Origin of the sequence: Actinomyces dentalis DSM 19115, assembly GCF_000429225.1 — a bacterium.
In the GTDB taxonomy this organism is placed as follows: domain Bacteria; phylum Actinomycetota; class Actinomycetes; order Actinomycetales; family Actinomycetaceae; genus Actinomyces; species Actinomyces dentalis.
In genome coordinates, this window is sequence record NZ_AUBL01000001.1 from 127,318 (window position 1) to 144,307 (window position 16,990).

The following is a 16,990-nucleotide window of genomic DNA, read 5'->3' on the forward strand; positions in this document are numbered from 1 at the left end:
GCGGCGCACGTCGGATATGGTGATCGGGTGAATGACTCGACTCAGACCGATCTCAATGATGATCCCGTCGCAGACGCCGAGGACGGGGACTTCCCCGTGCCCGCGCCGTTGGACTCGCACGGGCCGGCTCGCGTCATTTCCCTGTGCAACCAGAAGGGCGGCGTCGGCAAGACGACGACGACCATCAACCTGGGGGCCGCCCTGGCCGAGTACGGGCGCAGGGTCCTCATCGTCGACTTCGACCCGCAGGGCGCGGCCAGCGCCGGCCTGGGCGTGAACGCCAACGAGCTGGACACGACCGTCTACGACCTGCTGGTCGCCCTGCATCCGGACGTGCGCTCCGTCATCCACCCCACGCCCGCGCCCGGACTGGACATCGTGCCGGCCAATATCGACCTGTCCGCGGCGGAGGTCCAGCTCGTCAACGAGGTGGCCCGGGAGCAGGCGCTGACCCGGGTCCTGCGCCCGATCCTGGACGACTACGACGTCGTCCTCATCGACTGCCAGCCCTCCCTGGGACTGCTGACGATCAACGCCCTGACCGCCTCGCACGGGGTCATCATCCCGCTGGAGACGGAGTTCTTCGCCCTGCGCGGCGTGGCGCTGCTGGTCGAGACCGTCGACCGCGTGCGCGACCGCATCAACTTCCACCTCCAGATCGACGGGATCCTGGCGACCATGGTCGACCAGCGCACCCTGCACTCGCGCGAGGTCCTCGACCGGCTCGCCCAGGCCTTCGGCGACCAGCTCTTCGACACCCAGATCCGCAGAACCATCAAATTCCCCGACGCCTCGGTGGCCGCCGAGCCGATCACCCTCTACGCCCCCAGGCACTCGGGCGCCGAGGCCTACCGGCGCCTGGCCCGCGAGCTCATCGCCCGCGGCGGCGTCGCCTGACGATGCCGGTCCGGGCGCCCGGCGCCGTCCGGCGCCCCGGCACCGGAGCCGGGGCGGACGCCGGGGACGAGGCCGCCGGGGCGGGCGGGCCGGGGAGCATCCCCGGCTTCACCGTCGCCCTGCCCCAGTTCGAGGGGCCCTTCGACCTGCTGCTGGCGCTCATCGCCCGCCGCCGCCTGGACGTGACCGAGCTCGCCCTGGCCGAGGTCACCGACGAGTTCATCGCCCACATGCGCGCCGACTGGAACCTGGGGCGGGCCAGCGAGTTCCTCGTCGTGGCGGCCACGCTGCTGGCGCTCAAGGCCCACCGGCTCCTGCCCCACGACCCCGACGAGACCGAGGAGGACCTGGAGCTCCTCGAGGCCCGCGACCTGCTCTTCGCCCGGCTCCTGCAGTACCGCGCCTACAAGCGGGCCGCCGCGCACCTGCGGGAGCTGGCCGGCTCCGCCGCCCGGGCCCACCCGCGCACGGCGGGGCCGCCCCCCGAGCTGGCCGCCCTCCTGCCCCGGCTCGTGGCCGCCATCGGCCCCCAAGACCTGGCCCGCATCGCCGCCGAGGTCCTGACCCGGCCTGCCGAGGCGGGCGTGCAGACGGTCCACCTGCACGAGGCCGTGCCCGTGGGCGAGCAGATGCGCCTGCTGGCGCTGCGGCTGCGCCGCCACGGCCGCCTCCCCTTCAGCCGGCTGATCGCCGACGCCGGGCGCACCGCCGTGGTCGTCGCCCGCTTCCTGGCCCTGCTCCTGCTGCACCGCCAGGGCGACGTCGAACTCGACCAGGACGAGCCGATGGGCGAGATCACGGTCACCTGGTGCGGCGAGGAGGGGGAGGGCGCGGGCATGATGGCCCCGGACGTGGAGGAGGAGTTCGCATGACCACCGCCCCGCCCCGACAGGGCGAGATGAGCGCCGTGCCCGAGGCGCAGCTGCGGGCCGCCGCCGAGGCGGTGCTCGTCGTCGCCGACGGGCCCGTCACCTGCGCGGCCCTGGCCGAGGCGCTGGGCGTGGGCGAGACCCGGGCGCACGGACTGCTCGAGTCCCTGGCGGCCGAGTACGCCGGGGACGGGGACGGCCCGGCCCGCGGCTTCGTCCTGCGCCGGGCCGCCGGCGGCTGGCGGCTGGCCTCGGCCCCCGCCTTCCACGACCTGGTCGAGCGCTTCGTCATCGGCGGGGCGACCTCCCGCCTGTCCCAGGCGGCGCTGGAGACCCTGGCCGTCATCGCCTACCGCCAGCCCGTGACGCGCGGGCGCATCGCCGCCATCCGCGGCGTGAGCGTCGACGGCGTCGTGCGCACCCTGTGCGCGCGCGGCCTCATCGAGGAGGCGGGCGCCGAGCCCGGCGGCGCCCTGCTGTACCGCACGACCGACGAGTTCCTGGAGTACCTGGGCCTGGACTCCCTCGACGACCTGCCCCCGCTGGCCCCCTACCTGCCCGAGGCCTCCGCCCTGGGGGAGATCGAGAACGAGATGACCGGGAGGATCCGATGATGGACGACCGCGAGACGGTGGACCTGACGGGCGAGGAGTTCTACGACGAGGACGACCTGGAGGAGCCGGAGGAGCCGGACGGACTGGACGGGCCCGACGGCGCCGGCGGAATCGACGGCGCCCGGTCGGCCCGGGGCGGGGCGGGCGACCCGCACGTGCCCGGCGGCGAGCGCCTCCACAAGGTCCTGGCCCACGCCGGGGTGGCCTCCAGACGGGCCTGCGAGGGGCTCATCGCCGCCGGCCGCGTGAGCGTCGACGGCGCCGTCGTCACCGACCAGGGCGTGCGGGTCGACCCGGCTGCCCAGGTCATCCGCGTCGACGGCTCGCGCATCGTCACCGACCCCGACGTGCTCACCGTCGTGCTGCACAAGCCCGCCGGCGTGGTCACCACTATGGCCGACCCGGACGGGCGGCCCACCGTCGCCGATTTCGCCCGGCGCTACCTCGACGAGCACGCCGGGGACCTCGTCCGCCCGGACGCCGTGCGCCTGGTGCACGTCGGGCGGCTCGACACCGACACCGAGGGCCTGCTGCTGCTGTCCAACGACGGCGAGCTCGCCCACCGGCTCATGCACCCCGGCTACGAGATCCCCAAGACCTACGTGGCGATCGTGTCGGGGCGGGTCGAGCCCTGGGCGGCGCGCAAGCTCAGGCGCGGCATCGAGCTGGAGGACGGCCCCGCCCGGGCGGACCGCGTCACGATCAAGGACTCCGGCCCGGCCGGCTCCATCGTGGAGATCACTCTGCATTCGGGGCGCAACCGGATCGTGCGCCGCATGCTCGACGCCGTGGGCCACCCCGTGACGCGCCTGGTGCGCACCCGGCTCGGGCCGCTGGGGATCGGCGGCCTGGGGCCGGGCCGGATGCGGCGCCTGAGCGGCGGGGAGATCGCCGCCCTCCAGCGGGAGGTGGGGCTGTGAGCCCCGCGCCGGCCGACCCCCCGGCCCGCGCCTCCACCGCCGGGCCGGTCCTCGTCATCGGCACGGGGTTGCTGGGCACGTCCCTGGCCCTGGCGCTCACGGCCGCCGGCGTCGAGGTCCAGCTGTCCGACACCTCGCCGACGTCCCTGGCCCTGGCCCGCGACATGGGCGCCGGCGCCATCCGCGCGGGCGGCGACGCCCCGCCGGGGCTCGTCGTCGTGGCCACGCCCCCCGACGTCGCCGCCGACGTCGTGCTGCGCTCCCTGGACGAGCACCCCGGGGCGGTCGTCACCGACGTCGCCTCCGTCAAGGACCGCGTCGGCGCCGAGGTGCGCGGGCGCGGGGGGGCGGGCGCACGCCGCTACGTCGGCTCCCACCCCATGGCCGGCCGGGAGCGCAGCGGGGCGTCGGCCGCCGACTCCGACCTGTTCGCCGGCCGCCCCTGGGTGATCGTGGCCGACGGCGCCGATCCGGCCGCCGAGGCGGCGGTGCGCGACCTGGCCGTGGATGTGGGCGCCACCCCGGTGCGCATGGGCGCGGCCGAGCACGACGCCGCCGTCGCCGCCGTCAGCCACGTGCCCCAGCTCGTGTCCTCCCTCCTGGCGGCGCGCCTGGAGGACCTGCCCGAGTCGGCCCTGGCCCTGGCCGGGCAGGGGCTGCGCGACACCACCCGCATCGCCGCCTCCGACCCGCGCCTGTGGGCGGCGATCGTCGTGGGCAACGCCGGCCCCGTGGCCGGGGTGCTGCGGCGGGTGCGCGAGGACCTCGACGCCCTCATCGCCGGCGTCGAGGCCGCCGTCGTCGACCCCGGCAGCCGGGAGTACGCGGCGCCCGGCGGGGCGGAGCAGATCGCGCCCGGCGCCGTCGGGGCGATCGCCGACGTCATGGGCCGGGGCAACGCGGGCCGGGCCCGCATCCCCGGCAAGCACGGCGGGGCGCCGCGCCGTTACGCCGAGGTGCAGGTCCTGGTGCCGGACTCGCCCGGCGAGCTCGGGCGCCTGTTCTCCGACGTGGGGGCCGCGGGCGTCAACGTGGAGGACTTCTCCATGGAGCACTCGCCCGGGCAGAGCGCCGGCCTGGCCATGGTCTCGGTCCTGCCCGCCGCCGCCGCGCACCTGGAGGCGGCCCTGGACGCGCGCGGCTGGCGGGTCGTGGTCGGCTGAGGGGCGGGGCGCGCCGCCGGGGCGTGCGCTACCCTGGGGCGGACGGCCTCGCCGGGGAATGGGGAGTTGAGGAACGATGAACGGGTTGCCCGATCGAGCCGCGGCGCTGCGCGGCGCGCTCATTGCGATCGCCGGGCTCGCCGGGATCGCCGCCCTGGCCGGACTGGCCGCGTGCTCCTCGCCCGGGGCCGACAACGGGGGCAGCACCTCGCACACGGTCACCTAGTCCCCGGAGGATGTCGCCTCCTACTGGACGGACGATCGCATGGCCTCCGCCGAGCCGGCGCACATGCCCGAGGAGCCCTGAGCCGCCCCCGGCGTCGGGTCCGGCAGGCCCCCGTCGGGCCGGTCGTCGAGCAGGCCGACGAGCACCCGGGCCGAGCGGACCGCCCGGTTGCCGCCGCCGCCCGCGGCCAGGCGCCGGATCGCGGGCATGCGCGTCTCGGCCCCCGCCGCGCCCCGGCGGCGGGCGTCGATCACGTCGGGAAGCAGCCCCGTGAGGGACTCCAGCACCGCCGAGGCGCTCGCCGTCATGGGGCTCGTGGCCGCCAGGTCCTCGGCGACCAGGCGCAGCGCGGGCCAGACCAGGGCCAGCGCGCCCGCCCGGGCGACGGCGACGAGGAGGGCGCCGGCGGCGGGCGCGTCGAGGGGCGCGTCGTCGTCGCGCCACGGCCCCCGCCAGGCCTCGACGAGGGCGTCGGGGCGGAGCCTGCCGTCCTCCCAGGCGCCCAGGAGCGCGGAGGCCAGCTCCTCGCGCTCCGCGGCGTCGGCGCCGGGCAGGACGTGGAGGGCGAGCAGGACCAGGGCCGGGTGGACCCGGCGGGCGGAGCCGATGAGCATGGCGCAGCTGCCGGGCGACTGGCGGTGACCGGTGAGGTGGCGGCGGAGCATCATGGCGGCGGGGCGCAGGGTGCGGGTGGGCAGGAGGCCCGCGCTGAGGGCCGGATGGCCCGAGAACCAGTCCGAGCCCCGGCGCCTCCAGGCCCGCCGCAGGCCGAGCAGGTCCAGGCAGGCGGGCTCGTCGCCCCGTACCCGGGGGACGCGCGGCGAGCCGGGGGCGCGGCCCTCCCGCAGCTCGAACGACCCTCCGCCCGGGTTCGCCAGGGCGCGCACGCGCAGGGCGGCGAGCAGCCCCGTCCCGGTGCCGGCGACGGGCAGGTCGGGCAGGCGCCCCAGGTCCTCCGCCTCGACGCGATCGAGCCGGTCGAGGGCGGACAGGAGGTCGCACCGGCCCGGCGCGGCCCCCGCCCGCTCGTGGGCCCGCACCCGTTCGACGAAGGCGGGCCAGCTCAGGCGCCACGCCCCGTGGGTGGGGGTCGACAGCAGGCAGGGGACGCGCCCCACGGCGTTCAGCGCCTCGACGGCGCGGGCGGTGTCCAGGTCGTCCCACCACCCGCCCGGTCCCCGTCTGAAGGGGCGCCCCCGGGCGGCGCTGCGGGCCCATCTGAGCAGGGGGAGGCCCTGCAGGAAGCCGCCGGCGGGGGCCCGGGACAGGACGGTGCGGGCCACGGATGCGGCGCCGAGGTCGAAGCCGACGGCGACGAGCTGGGCGTAGAGCCTCTCCGCGGCCTCCGACGGCCGGTCCGCCTCGATGAGCATCCGGTCGCTGCCCAGGAGGCCGGACAGCCAGGGCGGGTCGGCGGCGATGAGCGGGGCGGACCAGGCCAGCTCGGCGGGAGGGCGCGGCTCGGGCTCCCGCCACAGGCCCAGCGGGGCGGGCCCGGCGCCGCGGCCGGCGCGCTCCGGCGCGGCTCCGGATTCGGCCCACGCGGACAGCAGGCGGGAGGCGAGCCGGGCGGTGGTCACATCGGGCTCGGCGACGAGCTCGCGGACCTGCTCGACCAGCTCCTGGCCGGGGGAGTCCAGGCCGGTCAGGGCCCGCAGCACCATTCTGCGCGCGGTGCGCTCGGGGCGCGCCAGGACGGTCAGGGCCAGGGACGTCAGCGCCTCGTCGTCCGGCCCCGCCTCCAGCAGCCGCGGGCACAGCCGGATCACGACCGAGGAGTGGGCCTGGGGCAGGGCGCCGATGAGCCTGTCGCGGTGGAGGGCCAGGCGGTCCTCGAGGTCGAGGGCCCGCAGCCAGGCCAGGGCGGCGCGCTGCACGCCGGGCCGGTCGCCGCGCTCGAAGACGCCCACCAGGGCGCCCGTCAGGGCGTCGTCGTCGACGTCCTCGGCCCGCCTGAGCCCGGCCATGGCGCAGCGCACGGTCTGCTCGGCCGCTGCGCGCCGCCGGTCCCGGGAAAGGTGTGGGGCCTGCGGGCCGTCGGGGTCGGCGGCGGGCTCGCCGAGCGCCCCCGGGGCCGCGCAGGCCGCGACGAAGCACTGCGCCCAGCGCGCCCCGGGGCGCGGCCGCGCCGAGGCGGCGCACCAGGCCCGCCAGTACTCCGGCGAGTCCGGCGGCTCCAGGTCGTGGGCCAGGACGAGGCGGTGCAGGAGGGGCCAGATCGTCGCGTTCCAGCCGCTGCGGGCGGTGACGCGCCCGACCAGCTCGGCGCACCACTCCCTCCCGCGCCCCTCCATCCGCCTTCGCGCGTAGGCCCCGACCAGGTCCCCGTCGGCGCCCGTGAGGAACGCGTCGGCGAGCCGGCCCGCGACCTGCGCCGGGGTCGACGGCAGGTGGCAGGCCACGACGAGGGGCAGGGGCGACCACCACAGGTCCTCCTGGGGGCGCAGGACGGACAGGACCGCGCCCGGGGCCGCCGTCGTCAGGAGCGAGCCCGCGGCGTCGAGGCCCTCCAGGCGGGCGACGAGGGCGGCGACGTCGTGGTCGGCGCGGTAGGCGTCCAGGAGGGGGAGGGCGTCGGGGGCGGCGGCCGGGCTCATGCGGTGCAGGCTAGCGGGGGCGCGCGACACGAATCCCGTGCGCGATCTCATGGGGCGCCCGCGCGATACCGGCGGGCGCGTGTGGGACCCTTGGGTCGATCGAGGGCCGGAAGGGCTGGAGGAAGCAATGGGAATCGTCGTCGCCATCGACGGGCCGAGCGGCTCGGGCAAGTCCACCGTCTCGCGGCGCGTGGCCGCCGGGCTGGGCCTGGCCTACCTCGACACCGGCGCCATGTACCGCGCCGCCGCCTGGTGGTGCGAGCGCCGCGGCGTGGACCTGGGCGACGCCGCGGCCGTGGCCGGGGCCGTGCGGGCCATGCCCCTGGACATGGGTCTGGACCCGCGCTCGCCCGGCGTGGTCTGCGACGGCGTCGACATCGCCGCGGCCATCCGCGAGCCCCACATCGCCGCCGTCGTCTCGACGGTGGCCACGAACCTGGAGGTGCGCGCCGAGCTCGCCCGCCTCCAGCGCGAGATCATCCGCGCCGAGGCCGGCGACGACGCCGACTTCTCCGGCGGGGCCGGCATTGTGGCGGAGGGGCGCGACATCACCACCGTCATCGCCCCCGACGCCGACGTGCGCCTGCTGCTGACCGCCTCCGAGGCGGCGCGCCTGGCCCGCCGCGCCGCCGACCTGGAGGCGGCCGGCAAGAGCGTGGACGCCGCCGCCCTGCGCGACCAGGTGGTGCGCCGCGACCGCGACGACGCCACCGTCTCCCAGTTCCTCACCGCCCCCGAGGGCGTCACCCTGGTCGACACCAGCGACATGGGCCTGGAGGAGACCGTCGAGCGCGTCACCGCCCTGGTGCGGGCGGCGCAGGAGCGGGTCGCCGCGCCCGGCGGGGACGGGGACGAGGGGGACGAGGCCCAGGACGAGCGGCGGGCCGAGGCCCTGCGCGCCGGCCTGGCCGACTACGAGCTCGACGAGGAGGACCTGGCCCTGCTCGCCGGCGGGCGGAGGGCCGCCCCCCGCGAGGAGCCGGAGGCCGGGGCGCCCGTCCTGGCCGTCGTCGGGCGGCCCAATGTCGGCAAGTCCACCCTGGTCAACCGGGTGCTGGGGCGCCGCGCCGCCGTCGTCCAGGACACGCCGGGGGTGACGCGCGACCGCGTCTCCTACCCGGCCGAGTGGGCCGGGCGCCGCTTCACCATCGTCGACACCGGCGGCTGGGAGGTCGACGTCGCCGGCCTCGACTCGGCCGTGGCCGCCCAGGCGGAGGCCGCCATCGGGCTGGCCGACGCGGTGCTGCTCGTCGTCGACGCCCGGGTGGGCGTGACCGAGACCGACGCCCGGATCGTGCGCGTGCTGCGCCGCTCGGGCAAGCCGGTGGTGCTGGCCGCCAACAAGGTCGACTCCCCGGCCCAGGAGGGCGACGCCGCGGCCCTGTGGGGCCTGGGCCTGGGCGAGCCCCACCCGATCTCGGCCCTCCACGGGCGGGGGTCCGGCGACGTGCTCGACGCCGTCATGAAGGTCCTGCCCGAGGTGTCCGCCGTCGCCGGGCCCGCGCCGGCGGAGGGGTCCCTCCACCGGGTGGCGCTGGTGGGCCGGCCCAATGTCGGCAAGTCCTCGCTGCTCAACTCCATCGCCGGCTCGCAGCGGGTCGTCGTCGACGAGACCGCCGGCACCACCCGCGACCCCGTCGACGAGATCATCGAGCTCGACGGGCGCCGGTGGGTGTTCGTGGACACCGCCGGCATCCGCCGCCGGATCAGGCAGGTGCGGGGCGCCGACTACTACGCCGTGCTGCGCACCCAGGGGGCGATCGACAAGGCGGAGGTCGCCGTCGTGCTCCTGGACGCCTCCGAGCCGGTCACCGAGCAGGACGTGCGGATCATCCAGCAGGTGGTCGACGCCGGGCGGGCGCTGGTCCTGGTCAACAACAAGTGGGACCTGGTCGACGAGGACCGCCGCGCCGCGCTCGCCCGGGAGGCCGAGCGCGACCTGGCGCACGTCGCCTGGGCGCCGCGCATCAACCTGGCCGCCCGCACCGGCTGGCACACCAACCGGCTCACCCGCGCCCTGGACGCGGCCCTGGACGGGTGGACCACCCGCGTGCCCACCGGTCGCCTCAACGCCTTCCTCGGCGAGCTCCAGTCGGCCACGCCCCACCCGCTGCGCGGCGGCAGGCAGCCGCGCATCCTCTTCGCCACCCAGGCGCAGACGGCGCCCCCGCGGATCGTCATCTTCACCACCGGGTTCCTCGACGCCGGCTACCGGCGCTTCATCGAGCGCCGCCTGCGCGAGGACTTCGGCTTCGCCGGCTCGCCCATCCAGATCTCGGTGCGCGCGCGCGAGAAGCGCGAGCGGCGGTGAGGCGCCGCCGTTGCCGCGCGGTCAGCGGTTCCCGGCGGTCACGAGGCAGCGGAACCGGCGGAACCGGGGCCCGTGCCCTCAGCGGGGGGCGTCATCAGGGGAGCCGGCCTCGAGGCCCTCGTCATCGGCGTCGGCCCACCGGGCACCGTGCGGCAGACCGTCCTCATCGACCTGCTCAGGTGGAAGACCCCTCGGTGGTGCCGACCTGCTGAAGGTCGCGCCTTGGAAGTTGGCGTCGTTGGTGAAGGTCGCGCGCTCGAAGTCGGCGTTGTTGGTGAAGGTCGCGCCCCGGAAGTTGGCGTTGTTGGTGAAGGTCGCGCCCCGGAAGTAGGCGTCGCGGTTGAAGGTCGCGCCCCGGAAGTAGGCGTCGCGGTTGAAGGTCGCGCCCCGGAAGTTGGCGTTGTTGGTGAAGGTCGCGCCCCGGAAGTCGGCGTAGCGGTTGAAGGTCGCGCCCCGGAAGTTGGCGTCGCGGTTGAAGGTCGCGCCCCCGAAGTCGGCGTCGTTGTTGAAGGTCGCGCCCCCGAAGTAGACGTCGTTGGTGAAGGTCGCGCCCCGGAAGTTGGCGTTGTTGGTGAAGGTCGCGCCCCCGAAGTAGACGTCGTTGGTGAAGGTCGCGTCCTGGAAGTTGGCGTCGCGGTTGAAGGTCGCGCCCCCGAAGTAGACGTCGTTGGTGAAGGTCGCGCCCCAGAAGTCGGCGTCGCGGTTGAAGGTCGCGCCCCGGAAGTTGGCGTTGTTGGTGAAGGTCGCGCCCTGGAAGTTGGCGTTGTTGGTGAAGGTCGCGCCCTGGAAGTTGGCGTTGTTGTTGAAGGTCGCGCGCCAGAAGTTGGCGTTGTTGTTGAAGGTCGCGCCCTGGAAGTTGGCGTTGTTGTTGAAGGTCGCGCCCTGGAAGTCGGCGTTGTTGTTGAAGGTCGCGCCCCCGAAGTGGACGTCGTTGGTGAAGGTCGCGCCCCGGAAGTCGGCGTAGCGGTTGAAGGTCGCGCCCCGGAAGTCGGCGATCTCGGTGATAACGGCGTCGTAAAGGTCGATGGTGCAGTCGCACCAGAGCTGGTCGTCCTCGACCAGCTGGGTGACCGCCTCGCGGTGCTCCGTCTTCTCGCAGCACTTGCGCAGGTGCCTGACGAGCACCTCCAGCACCGTCGACTCGACGGCGCCGTCGTGGCTCACGTAGACCTTCTCCTCGCTGGACTGCTCCGGTCCGTCCTGCTCGTTGACGATGGTCCTCCACTCACCGCGCTGCGTTCGCAGGTACCCGCACAGGATGCTCACCACGCGCTGGCGGTACTCCCCGCGGTAGGTGTCCGCCACGTCGGCGAGGGAGTAGACTCCGGCGATCCTCACCTGTGGTGACCCGCTTCCCAGCTGCTGCACTCCGCTGAGCAGCCTCTGCTCGGCGTCGGCGCGCTCGGCGCTGGCCCGCTCGCGGTACTTGATGACGAGATAGCCAGTGCCTCCAATGCCTCCGATGGTGGTCAGGGACACCTTGACGAGGTCGAGCGAATCCGCCCCCGCGCCGGCGCCGCGCCAGTTCGTCAGCCACCGCTGCCAGGACCAGAGCGGGCCCTCACCCCACAGCCACCCCAGGACGGTGAACACGACGAGGGCGAGCACCACCCATACGAGGATGACGCCGAACAAGGGCCACGTACCGAACCGGCGTGTCACGGCGCGCAGGAACCCGCGGCGAGGCTTCCTCGTACCGGTCGTCTCAGACATCTGGGCTTCCTCTCACTGCTCCGCCCTGGAGTCGTCGGACAACCCGGCCAGGGCGGCGCGCACGGCGTCGGCCGTGGTGAGGGCGGGCTCGGCGGGGACCATGGGGCTCCTTGCGGGTCGCGGCCGCGCGGGCGCGGCACGGGGCTGACCCCGTAGACTGTAGCCGTCGCCGGCCCGGTCGCCCCGGCGGGCGGCGGATTTCGGGTGCAGCGGAGCGCCGGGACAGTCGAGGAGGACGGTGCGATGAAGGTCGTGATCGGCGAAGACGGGCCGGACCCCGCGGTGCAGGCCTACCTGGACGGCCTGAACCGCTCCGAGCTGCACGAGCTGGTGCTCACGCTGGCCGAGTGCTCCGAGACGGTGCGCCGCACCCTGGAGGCCGTCGCGGAGCTGGCCGGGGAGCGCCGGGGCGGGGCGGGCGAGGACCCGGTCCGCCGGGCCGCCGCCCTGCTGGCCGCGCCCAAGGGCTACGAGGACTACGAATCCTACGACTTCGAGTACGGGGAGTACACGGACAACGGCTACGCCGCCGACATCCTCGACTTCCTCGACGAGCTGGAGACCCTGATCGGCGACGGCGAGGCCGACGCCGCCGCCCCACCGCTGCGCATGATCATCACGCGCCTGCGCCCGGACCTGTACGAGGGCCGGGGCGACCGCGACGGGCTCATGGAGCGGGCCTGCGACCGGGCCGCGGAGCTGTACGCGCGCGCCTGCCGCGAGGGCCGGCCCGACGCCGGCGCACTGGCGGCCTGGCTGGCGCAGTTCCGGCTGGAGGTCCTGAGCTGCCCGGAACTGGCCCTGACCGATTTCCTTCCGGCGCTGGGGGAGGAGGGGCTCGCCGTCTACCGGGAGGCCGTCGAGGCCGCGCCGCCGACCTCCGCGCGGCTCGTGCTCCAGGTGGAGCTGGCCGATGCGGACGGGGACGTCGACCGGGCCGTGGAGCTCCTGGCCGAGGAGACCACCGGCCCCTGGTACGCCTCGATCGTCGAGCGGCTGCTGGCGGCGGGGCGGCGGGACGAGGCGATGGCCTGGCTCGACCGCGCCGTCGCCGCCGAGAGCGTGGGGAGGAGTTTCTGGGACCGGCCGGAGGACACGGACATCGTCAGAAGGCGCCTGGACGCGCCGCGGGCGATCGACCTGTACATCGGGGCCGGACGGCCCGACGACGCCGTGGAGCTGGCGCACCGGCTGCTGCGGGAGGACCCCGGCACGGCCGCCTACGACCTGCTCCTGGACACCGCGGAGCGCCTAGGCCGCCGGGACCGGGAGCGCGAGGCGGCGCTGGCGTGGATCGACGGGCGCAACTGGCGCGACGCGGACATCCCCATCGCCCTGGCGCTGCACGAGGGCGACGTCGAGCGCGCCTGGCGGGCCGCCGACCGGTGGGGCGCCGACGACGCCTGGCAAAGGCTGGCCGACGCCGCGCCCCAGCCCCGGCCCGCGGACGCGATGCGCCTGTACGAGGAGGCGGTGACGCGGACGCTGGGGCGGCGCTCCGGCAGGGAGACGTCGCAGAGGATCGCGCAGTTCGCCGTGCGGCTGCGCGATATCGCCGCGGCCGCCGATGAGGCCGTCGCGGCCGAGACCGCCGACGCGGGCGCGGGCCCGGCGGATGAGGGCGGGGGCGCCGTCGGGGACGCCGGAGCGGGGCGGCGGGATGGCGCGTACACGAAGCACTTCCGGGTCTGGTTGGACAATCTGCGCGACAGCTGCCGGCACCGCCCCACCGTGCACGATGAACTGAGGCGGGCGGGGCTGTAGGGCCTTCCGGCCACTTGCCGCCCCTTGCCGCCGTGCGGCGGTGGGCCGGGGGCGCGGCGGACGGTCCGCCGCCGTCGTCGTGGAGGAACCGCCTCCCCGCCGGGACCCCTCCCGTTTAGACTGGCGTCATGATCAAGCCCGTTGACCCCACCACCACACCCGCCTGGTCCGCTCTCACCGCCCTCCACGAGTCCTTGAACCCCGATCTGCGCGCCTGGTTCGCCGAGGATCCCGGCCGCGCCGAGCGCTTCTCCTACGAGGTGGGCGACCTGTTCGTCGACCTGTCCAAGAACTTCCTCACCGACGAGGTGCGCGACGCCCTCGCCCAGCTGGCCGAGGCCGTCGACGTCCCCGGCCGCCGCGACGCCATGTTCGCCGGCGAGCACATCAACATCACCGAGGACCGCGCCGTCCTGCACACCGCCCTGCGCCGCCCCGCCGGCGACGCTCTCACCGTGGACGGCCAGGACGTCGTCGCCGACGTCCACGAGGTCCTGGAGAAGATCTACGCCTTCGCCCGGCGCGTGCGCTCGGGGCAGTGGACCGGCATCACCGGAAAGCCCATCAAGACGGTGGTCAACATCGGCATCGGCGGGTCCGACCTGGGCCCCGTCATGGTCTACGAGGCCCTCAAGTCCTACGTCGCCGAGGGCCTGTCCGCCCGCTTCATCTCCAATATCGACCCCACCGACTGCGCGGAGAAGGTGGCGGACCTCGACCCGGAGACGACGCTGTTCATCATCGCCTCCAAGACCTTCACCACCCTGGAGACCCTCACCAACGCCCGCATGGCCCGCGACTGGTTCCTCGGCGCGCTCAAGGCGCGGGGCATCGACGCCGAGGGCGCCATCGCCAAGCACTTCGTGGCCGTGTCCACCGCCCTGGACAAGGTCGAGGCCTTCGGCATCGACCCGGCCAACGCCTTCGGCTTCTGGAGCTGGGTGGGCGGGCGCTACTCGGTGGACTCCGCCGTGGGCACGGTGCTGGCCGTGACCATCGGCCCGGAGAACTTCCAGCAGTTCCTGAGCGGGTTCCACGCCGTCGACGAGCACTTCGCCACCAGGGCCCCGGCCCAGAACGTCCCCATGCTCATGGGCCTGCTCAACGTCTGGTACACCAACTTCTACGGGGCCGCCTCGCACGCCGTGCTGCCCTACGCCCAGGACCTGCACCGCTTCCCGGCCTACCTCCAGCAGCTGACCATGGAGTCCAACGGCAAGTCCGTGCGCTGGGACGGCACGCCCGTGACCACCGACACCGGCGAGATCTTCTGGGGCGAGCCGGGCACGAACGGCCAGCACGCCTTCTACCAGCTCATCCACCAGGGCACCAGGCTCATCCCCGCGGACTTCATCGCGGTGGCGGACCCGGCCCACCCCGCCGAGGACGGCGGTGCGGACGTCCACGAGCTGTTCCTGTCCAACTACCTGGCCCAGACGGCGGCGCTGGCCTTCGGCAAGACCGAGGAGGAGGTGCGCGCGGAGGGCACGGCCGAGGAGATCGTGCCCGCCCGCGTCTTCTCCGGCAACCGGCCGACGACGTCGATCCTGGCCCCGGCGCTCACGCCGAGCGTGGTGGGCCAGCTCATCGCCCTGTACGAGCACATCACCTTCACCCAGGGCATCGTGTGGGGCATCGACTCCTTCGACCAGTGGGGCGTGGAGCTGGGCAAGAAGCTCGCCCTGCAGATCGCCCCGGCCGTCGGGGGCGACGCCGCCGCGCTGGAGGCCCAGGACGCCTCCACCCGCGGGCTCATCGGCCGCTACCGGGCGCTGCGCTACGGGGCCTGACCGGGCCGGCCCGGCCCGGTCGCACTCCGATCGGGCCGGCCCGGCGGCCGGCCGGGGAGACGTCGGATGCAGTGGAAACGACGGAAGCGGGAAGAGGTGACGGCGATGGAGGAGATCACCGCGTCGGAGGTGCGTGCGCGCCTGGCAGCGGGGGAGCAGGCGGGGCGGAGCTTCACCCTGCTGGACGTGCGCGAGCCGGACGAGGTCGCGGCCGACGCCATTGAGGGCTCCCAGCGGATCCCGCTGGGCGAGGTCGTGAGTCGCATGGGGGAGTTGGACCCGGCGCGGGTGACGATCGTCCACTGCGCCGCCGGGGTCCGTTCGAAGCGGGCCATCAAGGCGCTGCGCAGGGCGGGCTTCACCGGTGAGCTGGTGAACCTCACCGGCGGCATGAAGGCCTGGAACAAGAGCGCTCCCGCCGCCCCGCCCGCGTCCTCGCCGCCCCCGCGGGACCGGTCGTAGCCTCATCGGGCCCGGTTCTGGCGTCCCGGGAGGATCGTTCGGACCAGCACCCCGGATGCGTCCGGCGGTTTCCGCGTGATTCCGCGGTTTGTGCGGCAGTGGCGCCGGGTGCGGGGCGGAACGATCCTCCCGGGGCGCCATTCCCCGCTTCGAGCGGGGCCGCGGAGGCCGGGGCGCGGGCGGCCACGGTGAGCGGGGTCACCGTCCGTAGATTTCGGACGGGGCCCGCTCATGGGCTAGGGTTCTACTCGTTCCGAGCGGCCCCGCGCCGTGAGGCGACGGGCTGTGGCGCAGTTTGGTAGCGCACTTGACTGGGGGTCAAGGGGTCGTGGGTTCAAATCCCGCCAGCCCGACCATTCAGTGGCCGCCGTCACAGACGGAGGCCGTTTCTCGTTGGAGTCACGCAGTTCGGCCGGCGCCCGCCACGGCCCCGCGGTTTTCGCGGGCAGTCCCACGTGAGGCACCGGGCGCCCTTCGCGGGCATCCCCGGAGTCTCGTCGGACTGTGGACACGGGCGGCCCCCGAGGGGCATAATGGTGGGGACCCACCCGGCGGCAACCGGATGGGTCCCCGATGCGGCAGTTCTAGAAGAACCAACCGCGGAGGGCATCCACAAGGACGGCGACGGCCCGGATCAGGCGAGCGATAGCGTTGATGATCTCGCTCACCTTCCGGGCCGTTCCCCTGTCCCTGCGGACCTTGGCGTGACGGCCCTTGGGCTTGGTCACGGCCCTCACCTCCTCCCTGGCTCCTCACCTCCCCGGCAAGGACAGCGGGTGATCCGGGGGGAGGTGCCGGAGAAGGCCCGCCAAGCCTATGGCATGGGCTGCGGGGGCGTCGACACGATCCCGACGCGGCGGCGGGGGTCATCGGCGTGGGCGCGGATGGTGTTGGGAGGGAGGCCGAGGCGGTGGGCGACGTCCGCGACGGAGAGGCAGTGGACGGTCGCGAGCGGTGGAGGCGGTCGCGACGGACCCAGCTGATGGTGCTGATGATCAAGGAGCTGACCCAGCAGGCCCAGGCGACTACGGCGAGCCAGATGTTGACCCGGGGCGTGGCCCAGGCCATGGTGATCGTCAAGGCGCCGCCCTCACCTTCACCCCGGCCGACGGCGTTGACGACGACGAGCTCGTCGACCGCCTGGTCGACTACCACCCCGCCGTCGGCCCCTCGGACCTGGTGCCCGGGGCCCGGGAGGTGGTCATCACCCTTCCCGCCGCGTCCCTGTCGCAGGCCATCACCACCGTCCGCGCCGTCGCCGCACCCCTGGGCGTTCTTCACGGCCTGGAGATCGTGCCCACCGCCGCCTGGGACCGCCGCCTGGGGAGAACGACGAACGGGGACGACCTGATCGGCGTCACCGAGGCCGCCGGCGTCCTGGGGGTCACCCCTCAGGCCGTGCGCGAGCGCCTCGCCGCTGGAACCCTGCCCGGCCGCAAGATCGGCCGCAACTGGGCGCTGCCCGCCTCGGCGCTGCGCCGGTGAGACGGCCGATGGCCGGCGGGACGCACGACCTCCGGCACGGGTTGGCCGCGTCCACGCCGGTCGGCCTGCCGACGATTGCCAGTTGATGTTGCACAGGAAAGCGGGCCGGTAGACGATTTCACGCATTGTCGATGAGCGTCATCATCTCATCGAGGTCGGCAACCCTGACTGCGGGCTCC

The 16,990-nt window shown here is 74.7% G+C and carries 14 protein-coding genes and 1 tRNA gene; 12 read left to right on the forward strand and 3 right to left on the reverse strand.

Annotated elements, in window-relative coordinates:
- Nucleotides 1-27 precede the first annotated feature (27 nt).
- From G446_RS0100545 to G446_RS19685, 6 genes are all read left to right on the forward strand, one after another.
- Nucleotides 28-897, forward strand: a complete 870-nt coding sequence (locus G446_RS0100545; RefSeq protein WP_026408652.1) for a ParA family protein — start codon at nucleotides 28-30, stop codon at nucleotides 895-897.
- Between the two features lie 2 nt (nucleotides 898-899).
- On the forward strand, nucleotides 900-1,769 hold the full coding sequence (locus tag G446_RS0100550) for a segregation and condensation protein A (protein ID WP_034468521.1): 870 nt from the start codon (nucleotides 900-902) through the stop codon (nucleotides 1,767-1,769).
- A 26-nt stretch (nucleotides 1,770-1,795) separates the two neighbouring features.
- Nucleotides 1,796-2,380 (forward strand): SMC-Scp complex subunit ScpB, encoded by a 585-nt coding sequence (scpB, locus tag G446_RS0100555; protein ID WP_026408653.1) that lies wholly within the window; start codon nucleotides 1,796-1,798, stop codon nucleotides 2,378-2,380.
- Complete coding sequence (locus tag G446_RS0100560; RefSeq protein WP_026408654.1) at nucleotides 2,380-3,300, forward strand: pseudouridine synthase; 921 nt, start codon at nucleotides 2,380-2,382, stop codon at nucleotides 3,298-3,300. The genes scpB and G446_RS0100560 overlap by 1 nt, the downstream gene beginning before the upstream one ends.
- A complete protein-coding gene (locus G446_RS0100565) occupies nucleotides 3,297-4,463 on the forward strand; it encodes a prephenate dehydrogenase (protein WP_026408655.1) in 1,167 nt (388 codons plus the stop codon). The genes G446_RS0100560 and G446_RS0100565 overlap by 4 nt, the downstream gene beginning before the upstream one ends.
- 85 nt (nucleotides 4,464-4,548) lie before the next feature.
- Nucleotides 4,549-4,689, forward strand: a complete 141-nt coding sequence (locus tag G446_RS19685; protein WP_156916453.1) for a hypothetical protein — start codon at nucleotides 4,549-4,551, stop codon at nucleotides 4,687-4,689.
- 20 nt (nucleotides 4,690-4,709) lie between these two features.
- Here the strand turns inward: G446_RS19685 and G446_RS0100575 are convergent, their stop codons facing one another.
- Nucleotides 4,710-7,286, reverse strand: a complete 2,577-nt coding sequence (locus G446_RS0100575; RefSeq protein ID WP_026408656.1) for a hypothetical protein — start codon at nucleotides 7,284-7,286, stop codon at nucleotides 4,710-4,712.
- A 127-nt stretch (nucleotides 7,287-7,413) separates the two neighbouring features.
- On the opposite strand from G446_RS0100575, the gene der reads away from it, so the two are divergent.
- Nucleotides 7,414-9,597 carry a bifunctional cytidylate kinase/GTPase Der gene (gene der / locus G446_RS0100580; RefSeq protein WP_026408657.1) on the forward strand — a complete coding sequence of 728 codons (2,184 nt, stop codon included), beginning with the start codon at nucleotides 7,414-7,416 and terminating at the stop codon, nucleotides 9,595-9,597.
- 78 nt (nucleotides 9,598-9,675) lie between these two features.
- Here the strand turns inward: der and G446_RS18510 are convergent, their stop codons facing one another.
- Nucleotides 9,676-11,310: a pentapeptide repeat-containing protein gene (locus G446_RS18510; protein ID WP_084778776.1), complete on the reverse strand. Its 1,635-nt coding sequence runs from the start codon at nucleotides 11,308-11,310 to the stop codon at nucleotides 9,676-9,678.
- A 243-nt stretch (nucleotides 11,311-11,553) separates the two neighbouring features.
- Between G446_RS18510 and G446_RS0100595 the strand changes: the two genes are divergently transcribed.
- The 4 genes from G446_RS0100595 (at nucleotide 11,554) to G446_RS0100610 (ending at nucleotide 15,682) form a co-directional block, all read left to right on the forward strand.
- Nucleotides 11,554-13,074, forward strand: a complete 1,521-nt coding sequence (locus G446_RS0100595; protein ID WP_026408659.1) for a hypothetical protein — start codon at nucleotides 11,554-11,556, stop codon at nucleotides 13,072-13,074.
- A 128-nt stretch (nucleotides 13,075-13,202) separates the two neighbouring features.
- Nucleotides 13,203-14,864 carry a glucose-6-phosphate isomerase gene (gene pgi / locus G446_RS0100600; RefSeq protein WP_026408660.1) on the forward strand — a complete coding sequence of 554 codons (1,662 nt, stop codon included), beginning with the start codon at nucleotides 13,203-13,205 and terminating at the stop codon, nucleotides 14,862-14,864.
- Between the two features lie 105 nt (nucleotides 14,865-14,969).
- Nucleotides 14,970-15,326: a rhodanese-like domain-containing protein gene (locus G446_RS15085; RefSeq protein ID WP_051285504.1), complete on the forward strand. Its 357-nt coding sequence runs from the start codon at nucleotides 14,970-14,972 to the stop codon at nucleotides 15,324-15,326.
- A gap of 279 nt (nucleotides 15,327-15,605) precedes the next feature.
- Nucleotides 15,606-15,682, forward strand: a tRNA-Pro gene (locus G446_RS0100610).
- A gap of 228 nt (nucleotides 15,683-15,910) precedes the next feature.
- Here G446_RS0100610 and G446_RS20240 read toward each other — a convergent pair.
- A complete protein-coding gene (locus G446_RS20240; RefSeq protein ID WP_169721260.1) occupies nucleotides 15,911-16,054 on the reverse strand; it encodes a hypothetical protein in 144 nt (47 codons plus the stop codon).
- A gap of 226 nt (nucleotides 16,055-16,280) precedes the next feature.
- On the opposite strand from G446_RS20240, the gene G446_RS15090 reads away from it, so the two are divergent.
- Complete coding sequence (locus tag G446_RS15090) at nucleotides 16,281-16,811, forward strand: helix-turn-helix domain-containing protein (RefSeq protein ID WP_156916454.1); 531 nt, start codon at nucleotides 16,281-16,283, stop codon at nucleotides 16,809-16,811.
- Nucleotides 16,812-16,990: the final 179 nt, after the last annotated feature.